We start from the raw sequence: 15,632 nt of genomic DNA on the forward strand, positions 1-15,632 counted from the left end.
ACAAATATACCGATGTGGAATGACAACCTTGGTTTTTGGAATAAGGCTGTGACGCAGACAAGACGATAGCAGTCGTGTCCAAGTTAAAAACTGTCATGCAGGTTTGTTAGCGTCGATGCCTTTAATCAGGAGCATAGCTGATGAAACTGACCGCCAAATTGACCGCGTTAACCCTGTGCATGGGCCTTGCGGGCCAGGCGATGGCCACGGAACTCAAGCATTGGCCTGCCGATCAGGCCAAACAACTGGAAACCATGATCGCCGCTAACGCGAACAAGGGTAACTTCGCGGTCTTTGACATGGACAACACCAGCTATCGCAACGATCTTGAAGAAGCGCTGCTGCCGTTTATGGAAAACCGCGGCCTGATCACCCGTGACAGCCTCGACCCGTCACTCAAGCTGATCCCGTTCAAGGACACTGCCGAGCATAAAGAAAGCCTGTTCAGCTACTACTACCGCCTGTGCGAAGTGGACGACATGGTGTGCTACCCGTGGGTGGCTCAGGTGTTTTCCGGTTTCACCCTGCAACAGCTCAAGGGCTACGTGGATGAACTGATGGCATCTGGCAAGCCGGTGCCGGTGACTTACTTCGAGGGGGATCTGGTCAAGGCCTCCGAGGTCCAGCCACCCAAGGTGTTTACCGGGCAGGTCGAGCTGTTCAACAAGTTGATGGAGAACGGCATCGAGGTTTATGTCATGACCGCGGCTTCGGAAGAGCTGGTGCGCATGGTCGCGGCCGATCCCAAGTACGGTTACAACGTCAAACCGCAGAACGTGATTGGCGTGAGCACATTGCTCAAAGATCGTAAAACCGGTGAGCTGACGACAGCCCGCAAACAGATCAGCGCCGGTACCTACAACGAAAAAGCCAACCTTGGGCTGGAGCTGACCCCTTACCTGTGGACCCCGGCCACCTGGATGGCGGGCAAGCAGGCCGCCATCCTGACCTATATCGACCAATGGAAGAAACCGGTGCTGGTGGGCGGTGATACGCCGTCAAGTGATGGCTACATGCTGTTTCACGGTGTGGACGTGGCCAAGGGCGGGGTGCACTTGTGGATCAACCGCAAAGATAAATACATGGCGCAACTGGAAGGCATGATGGCCAAAAACGCGGCGGCGCAGGCCAGGGAAGGGTTGCCGGTAACGGCGGACAAGAACTGGGTGATCGTCAAGCCTGACCAGATCCAGTAATTCCTGTGGGAGCGGGCAAGCTCGCTCCCACAGGGGTGGTTATGTTGCCCATAAAAAATCCCGGCACCTGGCCGGGATTTTTGTTGTTGCAGGGTGGCTTACGGCACCAGCTTGTCCAGCAATGCTTTGTCACGCACCGCACCCTTGTCGGCGCTGGTGGCCAGCAAGGCGTAGGCCTTGAGGGCCGTGGTGACTTTACGCGGACGCACTTCTACCGGCTTCCAGCCTTTCTTGTCTTGCGCGGCGCGGCGTGTCGCCAGCTCTTCGTCGCTGACCAGCAGGTTGATCGAACGGTTCGGAATGTCGATCAGCACTTTGTCGCCGTCCTGCACCAGGCCAATCGCGCCACCAGCGGCTGCTTCCGGTGAAGCATGACCGATGGACAGGCCCGAAGTACCGCCCGAGAAACGACCGTCGGTGAGCAGCGCACAGGCTTTGCCCAGGCCTTTGGATTTCAGGTATGAGGTCGGGTAGAGCATTTCCTGCATGCCCGGGCCGCCTTTCGGGCCTTCGTAACGGATGATCACGATGTCGCCGGCTTGTACTTCGTCCGCCAGAATGCCGCGCACGGCACTGTCCTGGCTTTCAAAGATCTTGGCGTTGCCTTCGAACACGTGGATCGACTCGTCGACGCCCGCAGTTTTAACCACGCAGCCATCCAGCGCGATGTTGCCGTAAAGCACGGCCAGGCCGCCTTCCTGCGAATAGGCGTGTTCGACGCTACGGATACAGCCGTTTTCACGGTCGTCGTCGAGGGTGTCCCAGCGGGTCGACTGGCTGAATGCTGTCTGCGTCGGAATACCGGCCGGGCCTGCACGGAAGAACGTGTGCACGGCTTCGTCGTCAGTCTGGGTGATGTCCCATTTGGCGATGCCTTCGGCCAGGGTCTTGCTGTGAACGGTCGGCAGGTCGGTGTGCAGCAGGCCGCCGCGGGCCAGGGAACCGAGAATGGAGAAAATGCCGCCGGCGCGGTGCACGTCTTCCATATGGTACTTCTGAATGTTCGGCGCCACTTTGCACAGCTGTGGCACGTGGCGCGACAGGCGGTCGATGTCTTTCAGGTCGAAATCGATCTCGGCTTCCTGGGCGGCGGCCAGCAAGTGCAGGATGGTGTTGGTCGAGCCGCCCATGGCGATGTCCAGCGTCATGGCGTTTTCAAATGCCTTGAAGTTGGCAATGTTGCGCGGCAGAACCGACTCGTCATTCTCGACGTAGTACTGGCGGCACAGGTCGACGATGGTGCGACCGGCTTGCAGGAACAGTTGCTCGCGGTCGCTGTGGGTGGCCAGAGCCGAGCCATTGCCCGGCAGGGCCAGGCCCAGGGCTTCGGTCAGGCAGTTCATCGAGTTGGCGGTGAACATGCCGGAGCACGAACCGCACGTCGGGCAAGCGCTGCGCTCGTACTCGGCAACCTTCTCGTCAGAAGCGCTGGAGTCGGCGGCGATGACCATGGCGTCAACCAGATCCAGACCGTGGCTGGCGAGTTTGGTTTTGCCCGCTTCCATCGGCCCGCCCGAAACGAAAATCACCGGAATGTTGAGGCGCAGGGAGGCCATCAGCATGCCCGGGGTGATCTTGTCGCAGTTGGAAATGCACACAATGGCGTCGGCACAGTGGGCGTTGACCATGTACTCGACGGAGTCGGCGATGATCTCGCGGCTTGGCAGCGAATACAGCATGCCGTCATGGCCCATGGCGATGCCGTCGTCTACGGCAATGGTGTTGAATTCTTTGGCAACGCCGCCAGCGCGCTCAATCTCGCGGGCAACCAGCTGGCCCATGTCCTTGAGGTGGACGTGGCCCGGTACGAACTGGGTAAAGGAGTTGGCAATGGCGATGATCGGCTTTTTAAAGTCGGCATCTTTCATCCCCGTGGCGCGCCACAAAGCGCGGGCGCCGGCCATGTTGCGGCCGTGGGTGGAGGTTTTCGAACGATAGTCAGGCATGGAACAACTCCGGGCGGCTAATCAGGTAACAAACAGGGAAGTGAGCTTCTAATGACTGAGGGACTACACAGAAAATGACCACGTGTCCGAAAGCTGCCTTGAACGCTGCGGGATCGCCGCGCGTCTGGGCCTGAGCTCATAAACCCGCCGGGGATGATTGGCGATGAATAGGTCGATTCTACACGGCTGGCGGCGGGAGGGAATGGGCCTGACTGTTACGCCAAGGTACAAATGAACGACTCTTGAAGGGGCATTGGGCAATAAGTTCTAGTAAGGCAGGATCTGCTTTAGTGTGGGAAAGAACTATTTTTGAGAAGTGGCAAGAACATTTAATGGGAATCAAGCAATAGTGTGTGATTGGTTTTTTGGTGAGGGGTGCAAATGCTGACGCTAGAGCGATCCGTCAAAACGTATCTGGTCATCGGTCTGGTGCAAGGGCTGTTGCTATGGCTGGGCACAGCCATAGACGAGCCGGGAGTCCATTATGGGCTGATAACTGCAGTACTGGTGGGCGGCATCAACCTGCTGCTGCTGGGTGAGAGTATACGTCAGCGCGGCACTGTATGGCTGGTGTTCGGGCTTACGGCCGTCATGACGGCAATCAGTGCCTGGGTCTTTTGGGATGGCGATGAGTATTGGCGCTCAGGCAGTTGGTTGGTGGGCAGTTGGACCTTCTTTGCCGTAGTCGTTACTTATGTGTGCACGGTTTTTATGCTGAGCTGGCCGACGCGTGAGGGGCGCTACCCACGCTACGAAGACCTGTTCCGCCATGCCTGGGACACGGTGTTTATCGTCATGCTGGGCCTGCTGTTGAACGGGGTGTTCTGGGCATTGCTGTTGTTGTGGGGCGGGCTGTTCAAGATGCTCGGCATCGTTGCGCTCAACAAGCTGTTCGCAACCGATGGGTTTATCTGCGTCAGCTCGGCGATGGTGTTTGCTCTGGGCGTGCATATGGGCCGCGAAAAAGAGCGGGTTGTCGGCCAACTGCGCGGGGTGTTGCTGGCGCTGTGCCGCTTTCTGCTGCCGTTGAGTGCGCTGATTGTCATTGTGTTCACTTTCGCCTTGCCCTTTACCGGGCTGGAGCCGACCTGGGATACCGGTTATTCGACGCCGATCATGTTGTGGCTGGTGGCGGTCAGTCTGTTTTTGCTCAATGGCGTATTTCAGGATGGCAGCCAGGGCAGCGGTTATCCGGCCTGGCTGGTGCGGGTAATTGACTTGTGCCTGTTGTGTTTGCCGGTACTGGTGGTCTTGGCGGGTTATTCGACCTGGCTGCGTATCGAGCAGTACGGCCTGACTCCGTCGCGGATCCTGGCCATGGTGCTGGTGCTGGTGATTTTTGTTCACAGCCTGGCGGCGGTTTGGGCGGTGTTCGCCACCAGGGCTGTCTGGCTGGGTAGCTTGCGTACCAGTAATCCGTTGATTGCGCTGCTGTGCGTGGTGGTGTTGCTGGGGTTGCATACGCCGTGGTTCAGCCCCCTCAAGTTGAGTGCGAACAATCAGGTGCAGCGTCTGCTGAGTGGCAAGACTGCGGTGGATACCTTTGATGCGGACACCCTGCGCAATCGTCTGGGGCCACAGGGCAAGCAGGCGTATGACGAGCTGTTGGCGCAAGTCGAGCAAGGAGTGGTATTGACGGGGCCGGAACGGCAAGACTTGTTGAAACGTCTCAAGGAAGCAGGTACGGGCAATGGCCCCAGAGGGTCCGAGCGGCTGCTGGAATGGATCGGGCCCAAGGTCGAGGGCAGTGAGCAGTTTGAGGACAAGGCGTTTGACGGGCAGCTGTGCCTGGCGCCAGGTTGCGCCCTGTGGGCCGTGGATCTGGATCAGGACGGGCAGCCGGAGGTGCTGCAATTACCCAAGAACAAGTGGTCCGAGCCGTTGCACTTCTTCAAGCGTGATGCTCAGGGCCAATGGCGGCGAGCCGGGACTTATGCGGGTGATGAGAGCGCGCTGGAACTGATCGAGAAAATCCGCCAAGGCAATGTGAAGGTGGTGAAACCGAGTTATCAGTCATTGCAGATAGGCGAGGTTGAGCTGACGCCGAGGCTGGAGAAGCCTCGCAAGCCTTGAGCCCCCCGTAACAGCTACCTTCGTTCCTCGGCAGCTGTTACGGGGCGATACCCGCCTTACTTAGCTGTTAGGCAGCAAGCGGCAGGTGATGCTCTTGATGTAGCGTGTTTCCGGGATGGCCGGGTGCACCGGGTGGTCCGGGCCCTGGCCGCCGCGTTCCAGCAACTGCATGTTGCGGTCCAGATGGCGGGCGCTGGTCAGCAGGATGTTTTGCAGGTCGTCTTCGGGCAGGTGCATCGAGCACGATGCGCTAACCAGAATGCCGTCCTTGTTGAGCAGGCGCATGGCTTGCTCGTTCAGGCGGCGGTACGCACCTTCACCGTTTTTCAGGTCTTTTTTGCGTTTGATGAATGCCGGCGGGTCGGCCACGATCACGTCGAAACGCTCTTCGTTGGCCTTGAGCTCCTTGAGAGCTTCAAACACGTCGCCTTCCATGCAGGTGACTTTCTCGGCAAAGCCGTTCAGTGCTGCGTTACGTTCAACGCCGTCAAGGGCGAAGGACGAGGCGTCCACACAGAACACTTCGCTGGCGCCGAAAGCACCGGCCTGAATGCCCCAACCGCCGATGTAGCTGTACAGATCCAGTACGCGCTTGCCCTTGACGTACGGAGCCAGGCGGGCACGGTTCATGCGGTGGTCGTAGAACCAACCGGTTTTTTGCCCGGCGATCACAGGTGCTTCGAATTTGACGCCGTTCTCTTCCAGCGAAACCCACTCCGGCACCAGGCCGAATACGGTTTCAACGTAGCGCTCAAGGCCTTCGGCATCACGGGCAGCCGAGTCGTTCTTGAACAGGATGCCGCTTGGCTTGATCACTTGCACCAGGGCTGCGATCACGTCGTCTTTGTGATGCTCCATGGTGGCCGAGGCCAGTTGAACCACCAGAATGTCGCCGAAACGATCAACCACCAGGCCCGGCATCAGGTCGGAATCGCCGTAGACCAGGCGGTAGTAAGGCTTGTCGAACAGGCGCTCGCGCAGGGACAGGGCCACGTTGAGGCGATGTACCAGCAGCGACTTGTCCAGTGGCAGCTTGATGTCGCGCGACAGCAAGCGTGCACAGATCAGGTTGTTGGGGCTCATGGCAACGATGCCCAGCGGCTTGCCGCCGGCGGTTTCGAGTACCGCTTGGTCGCCGGCCTTAAAACCGTTCAGCGGTGTGGCGGCTACATCGATTTCGTTGCTGTAGACCCACAAGTGGCCGGCGCGCAGGCGTCGATCGGCATTGGCTTTAAGGCGCAGGCTTGGCAGGGACATGACGTCGCTCCGGGTATTGAAAAGGGCGCGATTATAGCCTTAGACGCAACCATGAGGCTTAGCTGATTCACCGCATTGCGTCGGATCACGGAGCCAGTGGCGCAGAAATTTCCGTTAGAATTGCCAGCTATTCCAGAGTACGGAGCCCCCATGCCTGAATTACCTGAAGTCGAAACCACCCGCCGTGGCATCGCCCCGCACCTTGAAGGGCAGCGGGTCAGTCGGGTGATTGTGCGCGAGCGCCGTTTGCGTTGGCCGATCCCTGAGGACCTCGACGTGCGGTTGTCGGGGCAGCGTATCGTGTTGGTGGAGCGCAGGGCCAAGTACCTGCTGATCAATGCTGAAGTCGGGACGCTGATCAGCCACTTGGGCATGTCGGGCAATCTGCGGTTGGTGGAAGCCGGATTGCCTGCGGCCAAGCACGAGCATGTGGATATCGAGCTGGAATCCGGGCTGGCCCTGCGTTACACCGACCCGCGCCGGTTCGGGGCGATGCTCTGGAGCCTTGACCCGCTGAACCACGAATTGCTGGTGCGTCTGGGCCCGGAGCCGTTGACCGACCTGTTTGATGGCGAGCGTTTGTTCCAGCTGTCGCGCAAACGTTCGATGGCGGTCAAGCCGTTCATCATGGACAACGCCGTGGTGGTGGGCGTGGGTAATATTTATGCAACCGAAGCGCTGTTTGCCGCCGGCATTGATCCGCGTCGCGCTGCCGGGAGTATTTCCCGGGCACGGTATTTAAAGCTGGCGATTGAGATCAAGCGGATTCTGGCGGCCGCCATCGAACGCGGCGGTACCACGTTGCGCGACTTTATTGGCGGCGACGGCCAGCCCGGTTACTTTCAGCAGGAGCTGTTTGTGTACGGTCGCGGGTATGAACCGTGCAAGATTTGCGGCACTGAACTGCGTGACGTCAAGCTGGGCCAGCGTGCGAGCGTGTTTTGCCCGCGCTGCCAGACCTAGCTGTCAGGCCTTGCCAGTAATCGCCCGGTACTTTTCCATCAGCTGTTCTTCGGTTTCCGGGTGGGCTTCATCCAGCGGGATGCAGTCAACCGGGCACACCTGCTGGCATTGCGGCTCATCGTAATGGCCAACGCATTGGGTGCACAGGTTGGGGTCGATCACGTAGATCTCTTCACCCTGGGAAATGGCGGCGTTCGGACACTCGGGTTCGCAGACGTCGCAGTTAATGCAATCGTCGGTGATGATCAGGGACATGGGTACTCCGGCCGGGGCGCTCGGCCCGGGCAACTGAAATCGAATGCGCCAATTGTGCCGCATTGGCGCCCGCAGTGCACGCGGACGCCGCTTCAGTGGTTATTTCTTGCGAAAACGCTCGGTCAGGGCGTCGGCCACAACCGGGTGCACAAACTTGGTGATATCGCCGCCTAACGCCGCGATTTCTCGCACCAATGTCGACGATATAAACGAATAACGCTCTGACGGCGTGAGGAACAGGCTCTCGACATCGGGGGCCAATTGGCGATTCATGTTCGCCAGTTGAAACTCGTATTCGAAATCCGACACGGCACGCAGGCCGCGCAGGAACACATTGGCATTCTGTTCTTTGGCAAAGTGCGCGAGCAGCGTCGAGAAACCGACCACCTCAACATTGGGCAGGTGTTTGGTGACTTCACGAGCCAGCTCCACACGCTGTTCCAAAGGGAATAGCGGGTTTTTCTTGGTGCTGGCAGCGACAGCAATGATCACATGATCGAACAGGCGCGAAGCGCGTTCGACCAGATCGCCATGGCCCTTGGTAATAGGGTCGAATGTACCTGGGTACAACACTCGGTTCATCGCGTCGTCCTGGCGGGAATCCGTTGGGGAGTCGGATGGTATCGCAGCATTCCCGGTCGGCCAAGTCGCCATTCGCAGAAGAAAGCACTATAGACGCGACGAAATAACTGCTTTTTCATGAATTTTTAAGGCGTTCGGCCAAGCATGTGGCGAGTTTTGCCGTCAGTCCATATACCGACAACTGTGGGTTGGCGCCAATGCTGGTGGGGAATAAAGAGCCGTCATGCAGGGATACGTTACGTAATTGATGATGACGGCCTAGGCTATCGGTGACAGCCATTTGCGAATTTTCCCCCATTGCACATCCACCCATTACGTGGGCACTGGCCAGGCGTGTTCTGTACAACTCAAGGCTCAAATTGTCGATCCGGTCACGGGTTTCACGCAGCCCGGTCATGTAGCGGGCATCGCTGTGCAACGGCATGACCGCACTGGCGCCTGCTGCAAACTGGATCTCGGCCATGCTGTGGAAAGCCCGCTTGAGCCCCTCCCACCCGTAGGGAGTGAGGTTGTAATCGAGTACCGGGCTGTCGTCGCTGCGTAACTCGACCGTTCCGCCGGGGCTATCGGGGTGAAAACCGTCGCGCATCAGCGCCAGCATCATATGGGTGTCGGGCAGCCGAGCCATTATTTCGGCACTGCCATGGCCAAACCCTGCAAACAAGGTCGCAGCCAGTGCCGGGTGCAGCGGTGGTACTTCCAATTTGTAGCCCAAGGGGCCGGTGACGCCGTCTTTCCATTGAAAGTGATCGGAGTAAATCGATTGTGGCGCACCATAAAAAGGATTGATGGCGGTCGGAAATTGCGCCGCCGAGAAGTTGACCAGATGTAGAAACGTCCGTTTGCCCAGTCGTTTGTGCGGGTCGGGTGCGTCGGAGCGCATCAGCAGGGCGGGTGTATTGATACCGCCGCCTGCCAGTACGTAGTGCCGGGCCTTGACCGTTATCGTGTGGCCATTGGGTGCTACGCAGTTGCTGTCCATGGCCTGGCATTCCAGCCCGGTGACCTGGTCGCCACTAATCTTCAGCCGCCAGGCGCGCGCCAGGTACAGCAGCTCGCCGCCTTTTTCGAGCGTGGCGGGAATGGTCGTGACCAGCATCGATTGCTTGGCGTTGGTGGGGCAGCCCATGCCGCAATAGCCCAGGTTCCAGCAGCCGCGAACATTGCGCGGGATCACGTGCCAGCTGTAACCGAGCTTTTCGCAGCCGTTACGGATCACTTCGTTGTTGGCGTTGGGCGGGATCTGCCAGGGCGCTACGCCGAGGCGCTGCTCCATTTGCTCGAACCACGGTGCCATTTGCGCTTCGCTGTGCCCCACCACGTTGTGTTCGCGGGCCCAGTGCTCCAGGGTTGGCGCAGGCGTGCGAAAGCTTGAGGTCCAATTGACCAGGGTGGTGCCGCCCACTGCCCGGCCCTGCAGAATGCTGATGGCGCCGTCTTTGCTCATGCGCCCTACGCCTTCCTGATACAGGCTGGCATAGGCTTCGTTTTCGAGAAGTTTGAAATCGCTGCTGGTCTTGAGCGGCCCCTCTTCGATCAGCAATACCTTGTAACCCGCAGCGCTGAGGATTTCTGCTGTAGTGCCGCCGCCTGCCCCGCTGCCGACAATGGCAACGTCAGCCTCCAGGGTCAGGTCGCTGTCGAGCCGGGAGCCGTCATGGGTTTTCCAGCCTCGGGCCAGGCCTTCTCGGAACGGATCGGGTACGGGCATACGCAGTACTCAAAATGAGTGTGGGATTTGGTTTTTTATAGGTTCGGCGGGCCGGGATACCCGCACGCAGCCCACGATTGCGGGCATTCGTACCAGCTCATCATCACCAACTGCACCAGCGAGCCGTGGCCCATTTTCAGCAGGCTCAGGCTGCTATTTTTCCAGCGCTGCAGGAATGCCTGAGTCTGCTCGGGGCTGGCGTTTTCCCAGCGCCCCCATACACCGGTCAACGGCCCGCGTGTTACCGGCATGGCCAGTACGTCGAACAGTTGTCGGGTCAGGGTCAGCAGTGCGGGCGACAGGTGATTGAGGTTGTCGTCCACTTTGCTCAGCGTGGCCTTCGTTGCAACGGGCATTGAGCCATCGGCCACACTGCCAGCGAGCATGACCGGGATCAACGCCCGTAAAAACGGCAGGTCACTGCTGCGCAGAACCGAGAACCCGCGGGCGCTGCTGCTGGCTGAACAGCCACCAAGACTGGCACCCACACCAGCAGTGGCCAGAAACGCACTGGCAACTGCGCCGACCTTCAAGACCCCGCGACGCGAAAGCAGGGCGTTTTCGACAGTGTTTGCAGGCATGGCCAAGGCTCCGCTAGCGGATAAACAGCTTCTGGATCAGGCGTACCAGTTGTCGGCTGTATGGCGGGTAGATCATCAGCGAGCTGTTCAGGCGTTGTTTGCTAAGTACGCCCTTGGCTTTGCTAAAGGTCAAAAAGCCTTCGTGGCCATGATAATGGCCCATGCCTGAGAGCCCGACGCCACCGAAAGGCAGGTCGTCGATGGCCACGTGCAGCAGTGTTTCGTTGATGCTTACACCGCCGGAGTGAGTGTGCTGGATGACGTGCTGTTGTTCAGCCTTGTTGTAGCCAAAGTAGTAAAGCGCCAAGGGGCGAGGTCTGGCGTTGATGTAAGCCAATGCTTGCTCAAGTTGGGTATAGGCCACAACGGGTAGCAGCGGGCCGAAGATTTCGTCCTGCATGACCTGCATGTCGTCGTTTACATCCAGCACCAGGGCGTGGGGCATGCGCCGACCCTGGCCTTGCTCATACAGAGGGATCAGGCGTGCGCCCTTTAGCGTTGCGTCGGCCTGCAGCCGCTCAAGGCGCGCTAGCTGACGGTCGTTGATGATCGCGGTGTAATCCGGGTTATCAATCAAGGTGGGATAAAAACTGTGGACCGCCTGGCGGTAAGCTTCGACAAAGCCGTCTACCCGGTCACGGGGCACCAGTACGTAGTCCGGGGCGATACAGGTTTGCCCCGCATTCAGTGTTTTGCCCCAGGCAATGCGCTGGGCCGCATCTTTAAGCGGTACATCGGCTGACACTATTACGGGAGATTTACCGCCCAGTTCCAAGGTGACGGGGGTCAGGTTTTCTGACGCCGCACGCATGACCTGTTTGCCCACTTGGGTGGAGCCGGTGAATAGCAGGTGATCAAACGCCAGGGCGGAAAACGCCACTGCCACATCGGCTTCGCCCAGCACCACGGCGACCATGTCTTCGGGGAAAATGCGCCCCAGCAGGTCCTTGAGCAAACGGCCGGTGGCGGGGGTGTACTCGCTGAGCTTGAGCATGACCCTGTTACCGGCAGCCAGCGCGCCTATCAATGGACCGATAGCCAGATACAGCGGGTAGTTCCACGGCACGATAATCCCGATGACCCCCAACGGCTGGTAAACCACTTTGGCACTGGCGGGCGCGAACATCATGCCTACGTTGCGTGGCGAAGGTTTCATCCAGCGCTTAAGGTGCTTGAGGGTGTAATCGATGCTGTGCAGGCACGGCATCAGTTCGGCAAAAAGGGTTTCATCGGGGCTGCGGTGGCTGAAATCCTGGCTGATGGCGTCGATCAGAACTTCGCGCTCGCGGCTCAGCAACTGGCGCAGGCTTTTTAGCCATTGCTGGCGCTGTGCAAGGGGCGGACATGGATGAGAAGCGTACGCCTGACGCTGCGTGTCGAGCAGGGAATGGAGCTCACCCGGTTGGGGCGAGGCGTCGTGAACGTGCGTACTGTCGACAGACATGGTCGCTCCAGGCGGGTTTTTATCGATTTTTATCGTAGGAGAGCAATATTGTTTTTAGAGCCTATGCTCTAACTTGTCAATTGCAGGCTTGCCCCCGTGTTGTTTATCGATTCAAGGTTAGGCCGTAAGATGCCTTTCGTTTTTAATTTAAGCGCAAGCCCATGGCCATACGACTAAAAACCAGCCAGCGCATCGCCAATAGCAGCCTGGAGCTTTTTAACCAGCTGGGTGAACGCAGTGTCAGCACCAACCACATTGCGGCCCACATGGAAATTTCGCCGGGCAATTTGTATTACCACTTCCCTAACAAGCAGGCGATTATCTCGGTCTTGTTCAGTGAGTATGAAGCACTGGTAGCGGGGTTTTTACACCCGCCAGCGGGTCGTTTGCCCACCGTTGCCGACAAGCGCCATTACTTGCAGCAATTGCTGGATGCCATGTGGCGTTACCGTTTTTTGTATCGTGATATCGAACATCTTTTGCACAGTGACACCGAGTTGGCTATCCGCTATCGACGCTTTTCCCAGCATTGCCTGACGCAGGCGCAGGCCATCTATGCCGGTTTTGTCGACGCTGAAATCTTGTGCATGACCCCACGGCAAATTGAATCCCTGAGCCTGAATGCGTGGATCATTCTTACCTCGTGGGTCGGATTTTTGTGCACCACGCGTGAGAACAGCGAGCAACTCAGCGAACAGGCAATCAAGCGCGGGGTTTATCAGTTGCTGGTGCTTGAGTCAGGCTTTGTCACCGAGCAGGCTCGCGAAGCCGTCGATGAATTGATCAAGGAATACTACGTCCCTCTGGAACATGCGCTGTACGCTCAATAACTGCATTTCACCCCCTCACAGGAGTTCACTATGCCCGTTGCGCAACTGATCAGCCCCCAAGCCCTGAATGAACGTCAGGGGCAGCCCGGCCTGGTTATTCTGGATTGCCGCTTTGCCCTTGAAGATCCGGACTACGGCCGATGCAGCTATGCCGAAGGGCATATTGCCGGCGCGCAGTTTGCCGATCTGGAACGCGACCTGAGCGGGCCAGTGATCAAGGGTGTTACTGGCCGTCATCCATTGCCCGACCCGGGTATTCTGGTTGAGCGTCTGCAGGCCTGGGGCATCAATGCCGACAGTGATGTGGTGCTGTATGACGATGGCCCGGGTGCTTTTGCGGCACGGGCCTGGTGGTTGCTGACCTGGCTGGGCAAGCGCGACGGCGTGTTTATCCTGGACGGCGGCCTAAAGGCCTGGCATGGCGCGGGCTTCCCTCTGAGCCTGGATGCGTCCCCGACCTTGCGTGGCACTTTCGTAGGCAAACCCGACAGCCATATGCTGCTGAGTGCCGAGCAATTGCAAAAGCGCCTGGCCAGGCCGGGGCTGACCCTGATCGATGCCCGTGCCCAGCCGCGTTTTCGAGGTGAGGTCGAGCCGATTGACCCGATCGCCGGGCATATTCCCGGCGCGCAATGTGCCGCCTTCAGTGAAAACCTGGATCCTACCGGGCGCTTTTTGCCTGCGGCGCAGCTCAAACAGCGCTTTGCCGAAAAACTGGCCGGCCGCTCCCCCGAAGAATTGGTGGCCTATTGCGGCTCCGGCGTGACGGCGTGCCACAACCTGTTTGCACTGGGTTTGGCGGGTTATCCGCTGGGCAAGCTTTATGCGGGCTCGTGGAGCGAGTGGATCAATGATCCGGCGCGAGGCATTGCTACTGGCGATTGAGCCAGTTGACACTAAGGGATACCGGCACTGGCCAACCGGTATGCACCGGGGCCAACACCATAGACTTTCTTGAATTGTCGGTTCAGGTGGCTCTGGTCGGCAAAGCCCAATTGCGTCGCCACCTCTAATGGCAAGCAGCCCTGTTGCAGTAAGGCCCGGGCATGGGCGATGCGCTGCTGCATCAGCCAGGTGTGCGGCGGCATGCCTGTCGCTCGTTGAAATACGCGGGCAAAGTGGAATGGCGACAAATTGACCGTTGCGGCAAGCTCTTCCAGTGAAGGGGGCTCTGCCAGCCGGGCTTGCAGTACTTCCTTGGCCCGGCTCACGGCGCGGTGTTCGACTCCGGGCTTGGCTGGCAGCGGAAGACGGGCATGGCGATTGAGCAGGGCAAGCATCATCTGGCGCCATGCGGTTTGCTGCTGCAGTGCAGTCTCCGGCCCTTCGAGCAATTGATGTAACTGGAACAACCCGCGAAACAGATCGCAGTCGTACAGCAATGTGTCATTGAAGGTCGGCAAGTGACTGGCGGGCAGTTCCAGTTCTTCCAGCAACTGCTGAATTTGCGTGTTATCCGGGTAGAAAGCACGGTAGCGCCAACCTGCATCATGGCCCTTGTGACCGTTGTGGACTTCGTCCGGGTTGATCAGCACCAGCGTGCCGGTAGCGGCCAGATGCTCGGCGCCGCGATACCGATAACGCTGGGCGCCTTCGATAATCATGCCGATTACAAAGCCATCATGCACATGAGGCACGAAGCGGTGTTCGATATAGCGTGCTGTCAGCAACTCCACACCCGTCAGGGGCGGTGTTTGCCAGAAGCGGATCGACTCACCCTGCTGGGCGTCCATTACGCAGACTCAAGCCGCAGTGCGGCCAGCCATTGCGGGATACGTCGCTCAAGGTAGTAGCCCGGCTTCGTTGGCGAGCCTTCCAGAAAGCCGACATGCCCGCCCCTGGCGTGCAACTCCAGTTGAGTGCAGGGCGATAGCTCGCTGGTTTCGGGAATGCTGTGCTTGAACACAAACGGATCGTCCGTGGACTGGATAATCAGTGTCGGCGTATCGATGGCTCCCAGAAAGTAGCGACTGGAGGCGCGCCGGTAGTAGTCATCGACATTCAGATAGCCGTTGAGGGGGGCCGTTACGCGATCATCGAACTCCCAGAAAGTGCGCATTTTGCTGAGGGCTTTGACCGAGCCCAGCTTGGTCAGGCTGGCCAGACCTTCGTGCTGGGCATCGAGCTGGAACCGTTGTTTCTTGTCTTTGACGTAGGCCAGCATCTCGCGCATGAAGTGGGCTTGGTAGACCCTGGAAAAGCCCAGGCCGATCCGGTCGGCACACTGGTCAAGGCGGAACGGCACCGACACCGCGACGGCGCCGTGCAGCCCGCTGTCGCTTCCACTTTCGCCCAGGTACTTGAGTAGCACATTGCCCCCCAACGAATAGCCAACGGCATACAGCGGGGCCAGGGGATGTGCGGCGCGTATATGGGCCACGGCCTCGGCCAGATCTTCGCTGGCCCCCGAGTGGTAGCTGCGTGCCAGCAAATTGGGCTCGCCCGAGCAGCCTCGCCAGTTCAGTGCGGCGCTGGTCCAGCCGCGTGCGGCGAGGGCGGTCTGCAGCCCCAGCACATAGTGCGAGCCCGATGACCCGGTCAGACCGTGCAGCACCAGCACAACCGGGGCGTGGGCCGAAGGCGTGCCGTGCCAGTCCAGGTCAAGAAAATCGCCATCCTTGAGCCAGATACGTTCACGTCGATGTTCAATGGCAGGCTTGGTGCGCCACAACGGCCCCCATAGGGTCTGGACATGGGGGTTGCCCAGACCCTTGGCCGGGGTAAACGGCTTGAGGGGTAAAGCATGACTGGCTGAAAAAGGCACGGTGGTTCTCATCGGGAGACAGGTACGGCG

14 protein-coding genes are annotated in these 15,632 nt (G+C 59.1%); 5 read left to right on the forward strand and 9 right to left on the reverse strand.

The window, feature by feature from the left end:
* Positions 1-140 precede the first annotated feature (140 nt).
* Positions 141-1,196 carry a phosphorylcholine phosphatase gene (locus CJU81_RS07550; RefSeq protein WP_095036115.1) on the forward strand — a complete coding sequence of 352 codons (1,056 nt, stop codon included), beginning with the start codon at positions 141-143 and terminating at the stop codon, positions 1,194-1,196.
* A gap of 98 nt (positions 1,197-1,294) precedes the next feature.
* Here the strand turns inward: CJU81_RS07550 and ilvD are convergent, their stop codons facing one another.
* Positions 1,295-3,142, reverse strand: a complete 1,848-nt coding sequence (gene ilvD / locus CJU81_RS07555; RefSeq protein WP_095036116.1) for a dihydroxy-acid dehydratase — start codon at positions 3,140-3,142, stop codon at positions 1,295-1,297.
* Positions 3,143-3,523: 381 nt separating this feature from the next.
* Between ilvD and CJU81_RS07560 the strand changes: the two genes are divergently transcribed.
* The gene (locus tag CJU81_RS07560) at positions 3,524-5,215 is read left to right on the forward strand and encodes a DUF4153 domain-containing protein (RefSeq protein WP_095036117.1); all 1,692 of its coding nucleotides are present in this window, start codon (positions 3,524-3,526) and stop codon (positions 5,213-5,215) included.
* 60 nt (positions 5,216-5,275) lie between these two features.
* On the opposite strand, the gene CJU81_RS07565 is transcribed toward CJU81_RS07560, so the two are convergent.
* On the reverse strand, positions 5,276-6,472 hold the full coding sequence (locus CJU81_RS07565; protein WP_095027571.1) for a class I SAM-dependent rRNA methyltransferase: 1,197 nt from the start codon (positions 6,470-6,472) through the stop codon (positions 5,276-5,278).
* Positions 6,473-6,622: 150 nt separating this feature from the next.
* On the opposite strand from CJU81_RS07565, the gene mutM reads away from it, so the two are divergent.
* Positions 6,623-7,435 carry a bifunctional DNA-formamidopyrimidine glycosylase/DNA-(apurinic or apyrimidinic site) lyase gene (gene mutM, locus CJU81_RS07570; RefSeq protein WP_095017834.1) on the forward strand — a complete coding sequence of 271 codons (813 nt, stop codon included), beginning with the start codon at positions 6,623-6,625 and terminating at the stop codon, positions 7,433-7,435.
* A 3-nt stretch (positions 7,436-7,438) separates the two neighbouring features.
* Here mutM and CJU81_RS07575 read toward each other — a convergent pair whose 3' ends face one another.
* The 5 genes from CJU81_RS07575 to CJU81_RS07595 form a co-directional block, all read right to left on the reverse strand.
* Positions 7,439-7,690, reverse strand: coding sequence for a YfhL family 4Fe-4S dicluster ferredoxin (locus CJU81_RS07575; protein ID WP_016782613.1), 252 nt, complete (start codon positions 7,688-7,690; stop codon positions 7,439-7,441).
* Positions 7,691-7,789: 99 nt separating this feature from the next.
* Positions 7,790-8,272, reverse strand: a complete 483-nt coding sequence (gene coaD / locus CJU81_RS07580; protein WP_016782612.1) for a pantetheine-phosphate adenylyltransferase — start codon at positions 8,270-8,272, stop codon at positions 7,790-7,792.
* Positions 8,273-8,387: 115 nt separating this feature from the next.
* Positions 8,388-9,983, reverse strand: a complete 1,596-nt coding sequence (locus CJU81_RS07585) for a GMC family oxidoreductase (protein ID WP_095036118.1) — start codon at positions 9,981-9,983, stop codon at positions 8,388-8,390.
* Between the two features lie 35 nt (positions 9,984-10,018).
* On the reverse strand, positions 10,019-10,564 hold the full coding sequence (locus CJU81_RS07590) for a twin-arginine translocation pathway signal protein (protein ID WP_095036119.1): 546 nt from the start codon (positions 10,562-10,564) through the stop codon (positions 10,019-10,021).
* Between the two features lie 13 nt (positions 10,565-10,577).
* Positions 10,578-12,008, reverse strand: a complete 1,431-nt coding sequence (locus CJU81_RS07595) for a coniferyl aldehyde dehydrogenase (RefSeq protein ID WP_095036120.1) — start codon at positions 12,006-12,008, stop codon at positions 10,578-10,580.
* Between the two features lie 161 nt (positions 12,009-12,169).
* Between CJU81_RS07595 and CJU81_RS07600 the strand changes: the two genes are divergently transcribed.
* Together CJU81_RS07600 and CJU81_RS07605 are read left to right on the forward strand one after the other, a co-directional pair.
* Complete coding sequence (locus CJU81_RS07600; protein WP_095036121.1) at positions 12,170-12,838, forward strand: TetR/AcrR family transcriptional regulator; 669 nt, start codon at positions 12,170-12,172, stop codon at positions 12,836-12,838.
* A 30-nt stretch (positions 12,839-12,868) separates the two neighbouring features.
* Positions 12,869-13,723 carry a sulfurtransferase gene (locus CJU81_RS07605; protein ID WP_095036122.1) on the forward strand — a complete coding sequence of 285 codons (855 nt, stop codon included), beginning with the start codon at positions 12,869-12,871 and terminating at the stop codon, positions 13,721-13,723.
* An 11-nt stretch (positions 13,724-13,734) separates the two neighbouring features.
* Here the strand turns inward: CJU81_RS07605 and CJU81_RS07610 are convergent, their stop codons facing one another.
* Positions 13,735-14,571, reverse strand: coding sequence for an AraC family transcriptional regulator (locus CJU81_RS07610; RefSeq protein WP_095036123.1), 837 nt, complete (start codon positions 14,569-14,571; stop codon positions 13,735-13,737).
* A complete protein-coding gene (locus tag CJU81_RS07615; RefSeq protein WP_095036124.1) occupies positions 14,571-15,614 on the reverse strand; it encodes a hydrolase in 1,044 nt (347 codons plus the stop codon). The genes CJU81_RS07610 and CJU81_RS07615 overlap by 1 nt, the downstream gene beginning before the upstream one ends.
* Between the last annotated feature and the right edge of the window lie 18 nt (positions 15,615-15,632).

The sequence above is a fragment of the Pseudomonas fragi genome, from assembly GCF_002269505.1.
GTDB lineage: Bacteria > Pseudomonadota > Gammaproteobacteria > Pseudomonadales > Pseudomonadaceae > Aquipseudomonas > Aquipseudomonas fragi_D.

Excerpts from the sequence above, each read along its gene's own strand:
- CJU81_RS07550 (WP_095036115.1), top strand. The coding sequence starts at position 141 with ATGAAACTGACCGCCAAATTGACCGCGTTAACCCTGTGCATGGGCCTT.
- ilvD (WP_095036116.1), bottom strand. The coding sequence starts at position 3,142 with ATGCCTGACTATCGTTCGAAAACCTCCACCCACGGCCGCAACATGGCC.
- CJU81_RS07560 (WP_095036117.1), top strand. The coding sequence starts at position 3,524 with ATGCTGACGCTAGAGCGATCCGTCAAAACGTATCTGGTCATCGGTCTG.
- CJU81_RS07565 (WP_095027571.1), bottom strand. The coding sequence starts at position 6,472 with ATGTCCCTGCCAAGCCTGCGCCTTAAAGCCAATGCCGATCGACGCCTG.
- mutM (WP_095017834.1), top strand. The coding sequence starts at position 6,623 with ATGCCTGAATTACCTGAAGTCGAAACCACCCGCCGTGGCATCGCCCCG.
- CJU81_RS07575 (WP_016782613.1), bottom strand. The coding sequence starts at position 7,690 with ATGTCCCTGATCATCACCGACGATTGCATTAACTGCGACGTCTGCGAA.
- coaD (WP_016782612.1), bottom strand. The coding sequence starts at position 8,272 with ATGAACCGAGTGTTGTACCCAGGTACATTCGACCCTATTACCAAGGGC.
- CJU81_RS07585 (WP_095036118.1), bottom strand. The coding sequence starts at position 9,983 with ATGCCCGTACCCGATCCGTTCCGAGAAGGCCTGGCCCGAGGCTGGAAA.
- CJU81_RS07590 (WP_095036119.1), bottom strand. The coding sequence starts at position 10,564 with ATGCCTGCAAACACTGTCGAAAACGCCCTGCTTTCGCGTCGCGGGGTC.
- CJU81_RS07595 (WP_095036120.1), bottom strand. The coding sequence starts at position 12,008 with ATGTCTGTCGACAGTACGCACGTTCACGACGCCTCGCCCCAACCGGGT.
- CJU81_RS07600 (WP_095036121.1), top strand. The coding sequence starts at position 12,170 with ATGGCCATACGACTAAAAACCAGCCAGCGCATCGCCAATAGCAGCCTG.
- CJU81_RS07605 (WP_095036122.1), top strand. The coding sequence starts at position 12,869 with ATGCCCGTTGCGCAACTGATCAGCCCCCAAGCCCTGAATGAACGTCAG.
- CJU81_RS07610 (WP_095036123.1), bottom strand. The coding sequence starts at position 14,571 with ATGGACGCCCAGCAGGGTGAGTCGATCCGCTTCTGGCAAACACCGCCC.
- CJU81_RS07615 (WP_095036124.1), bottom strand. The coding sequence starts at position 15,614 with ATGAGAACCACCGTGCCTTTTTCAGCCAGTCATGCTTTACCCCTCAAG.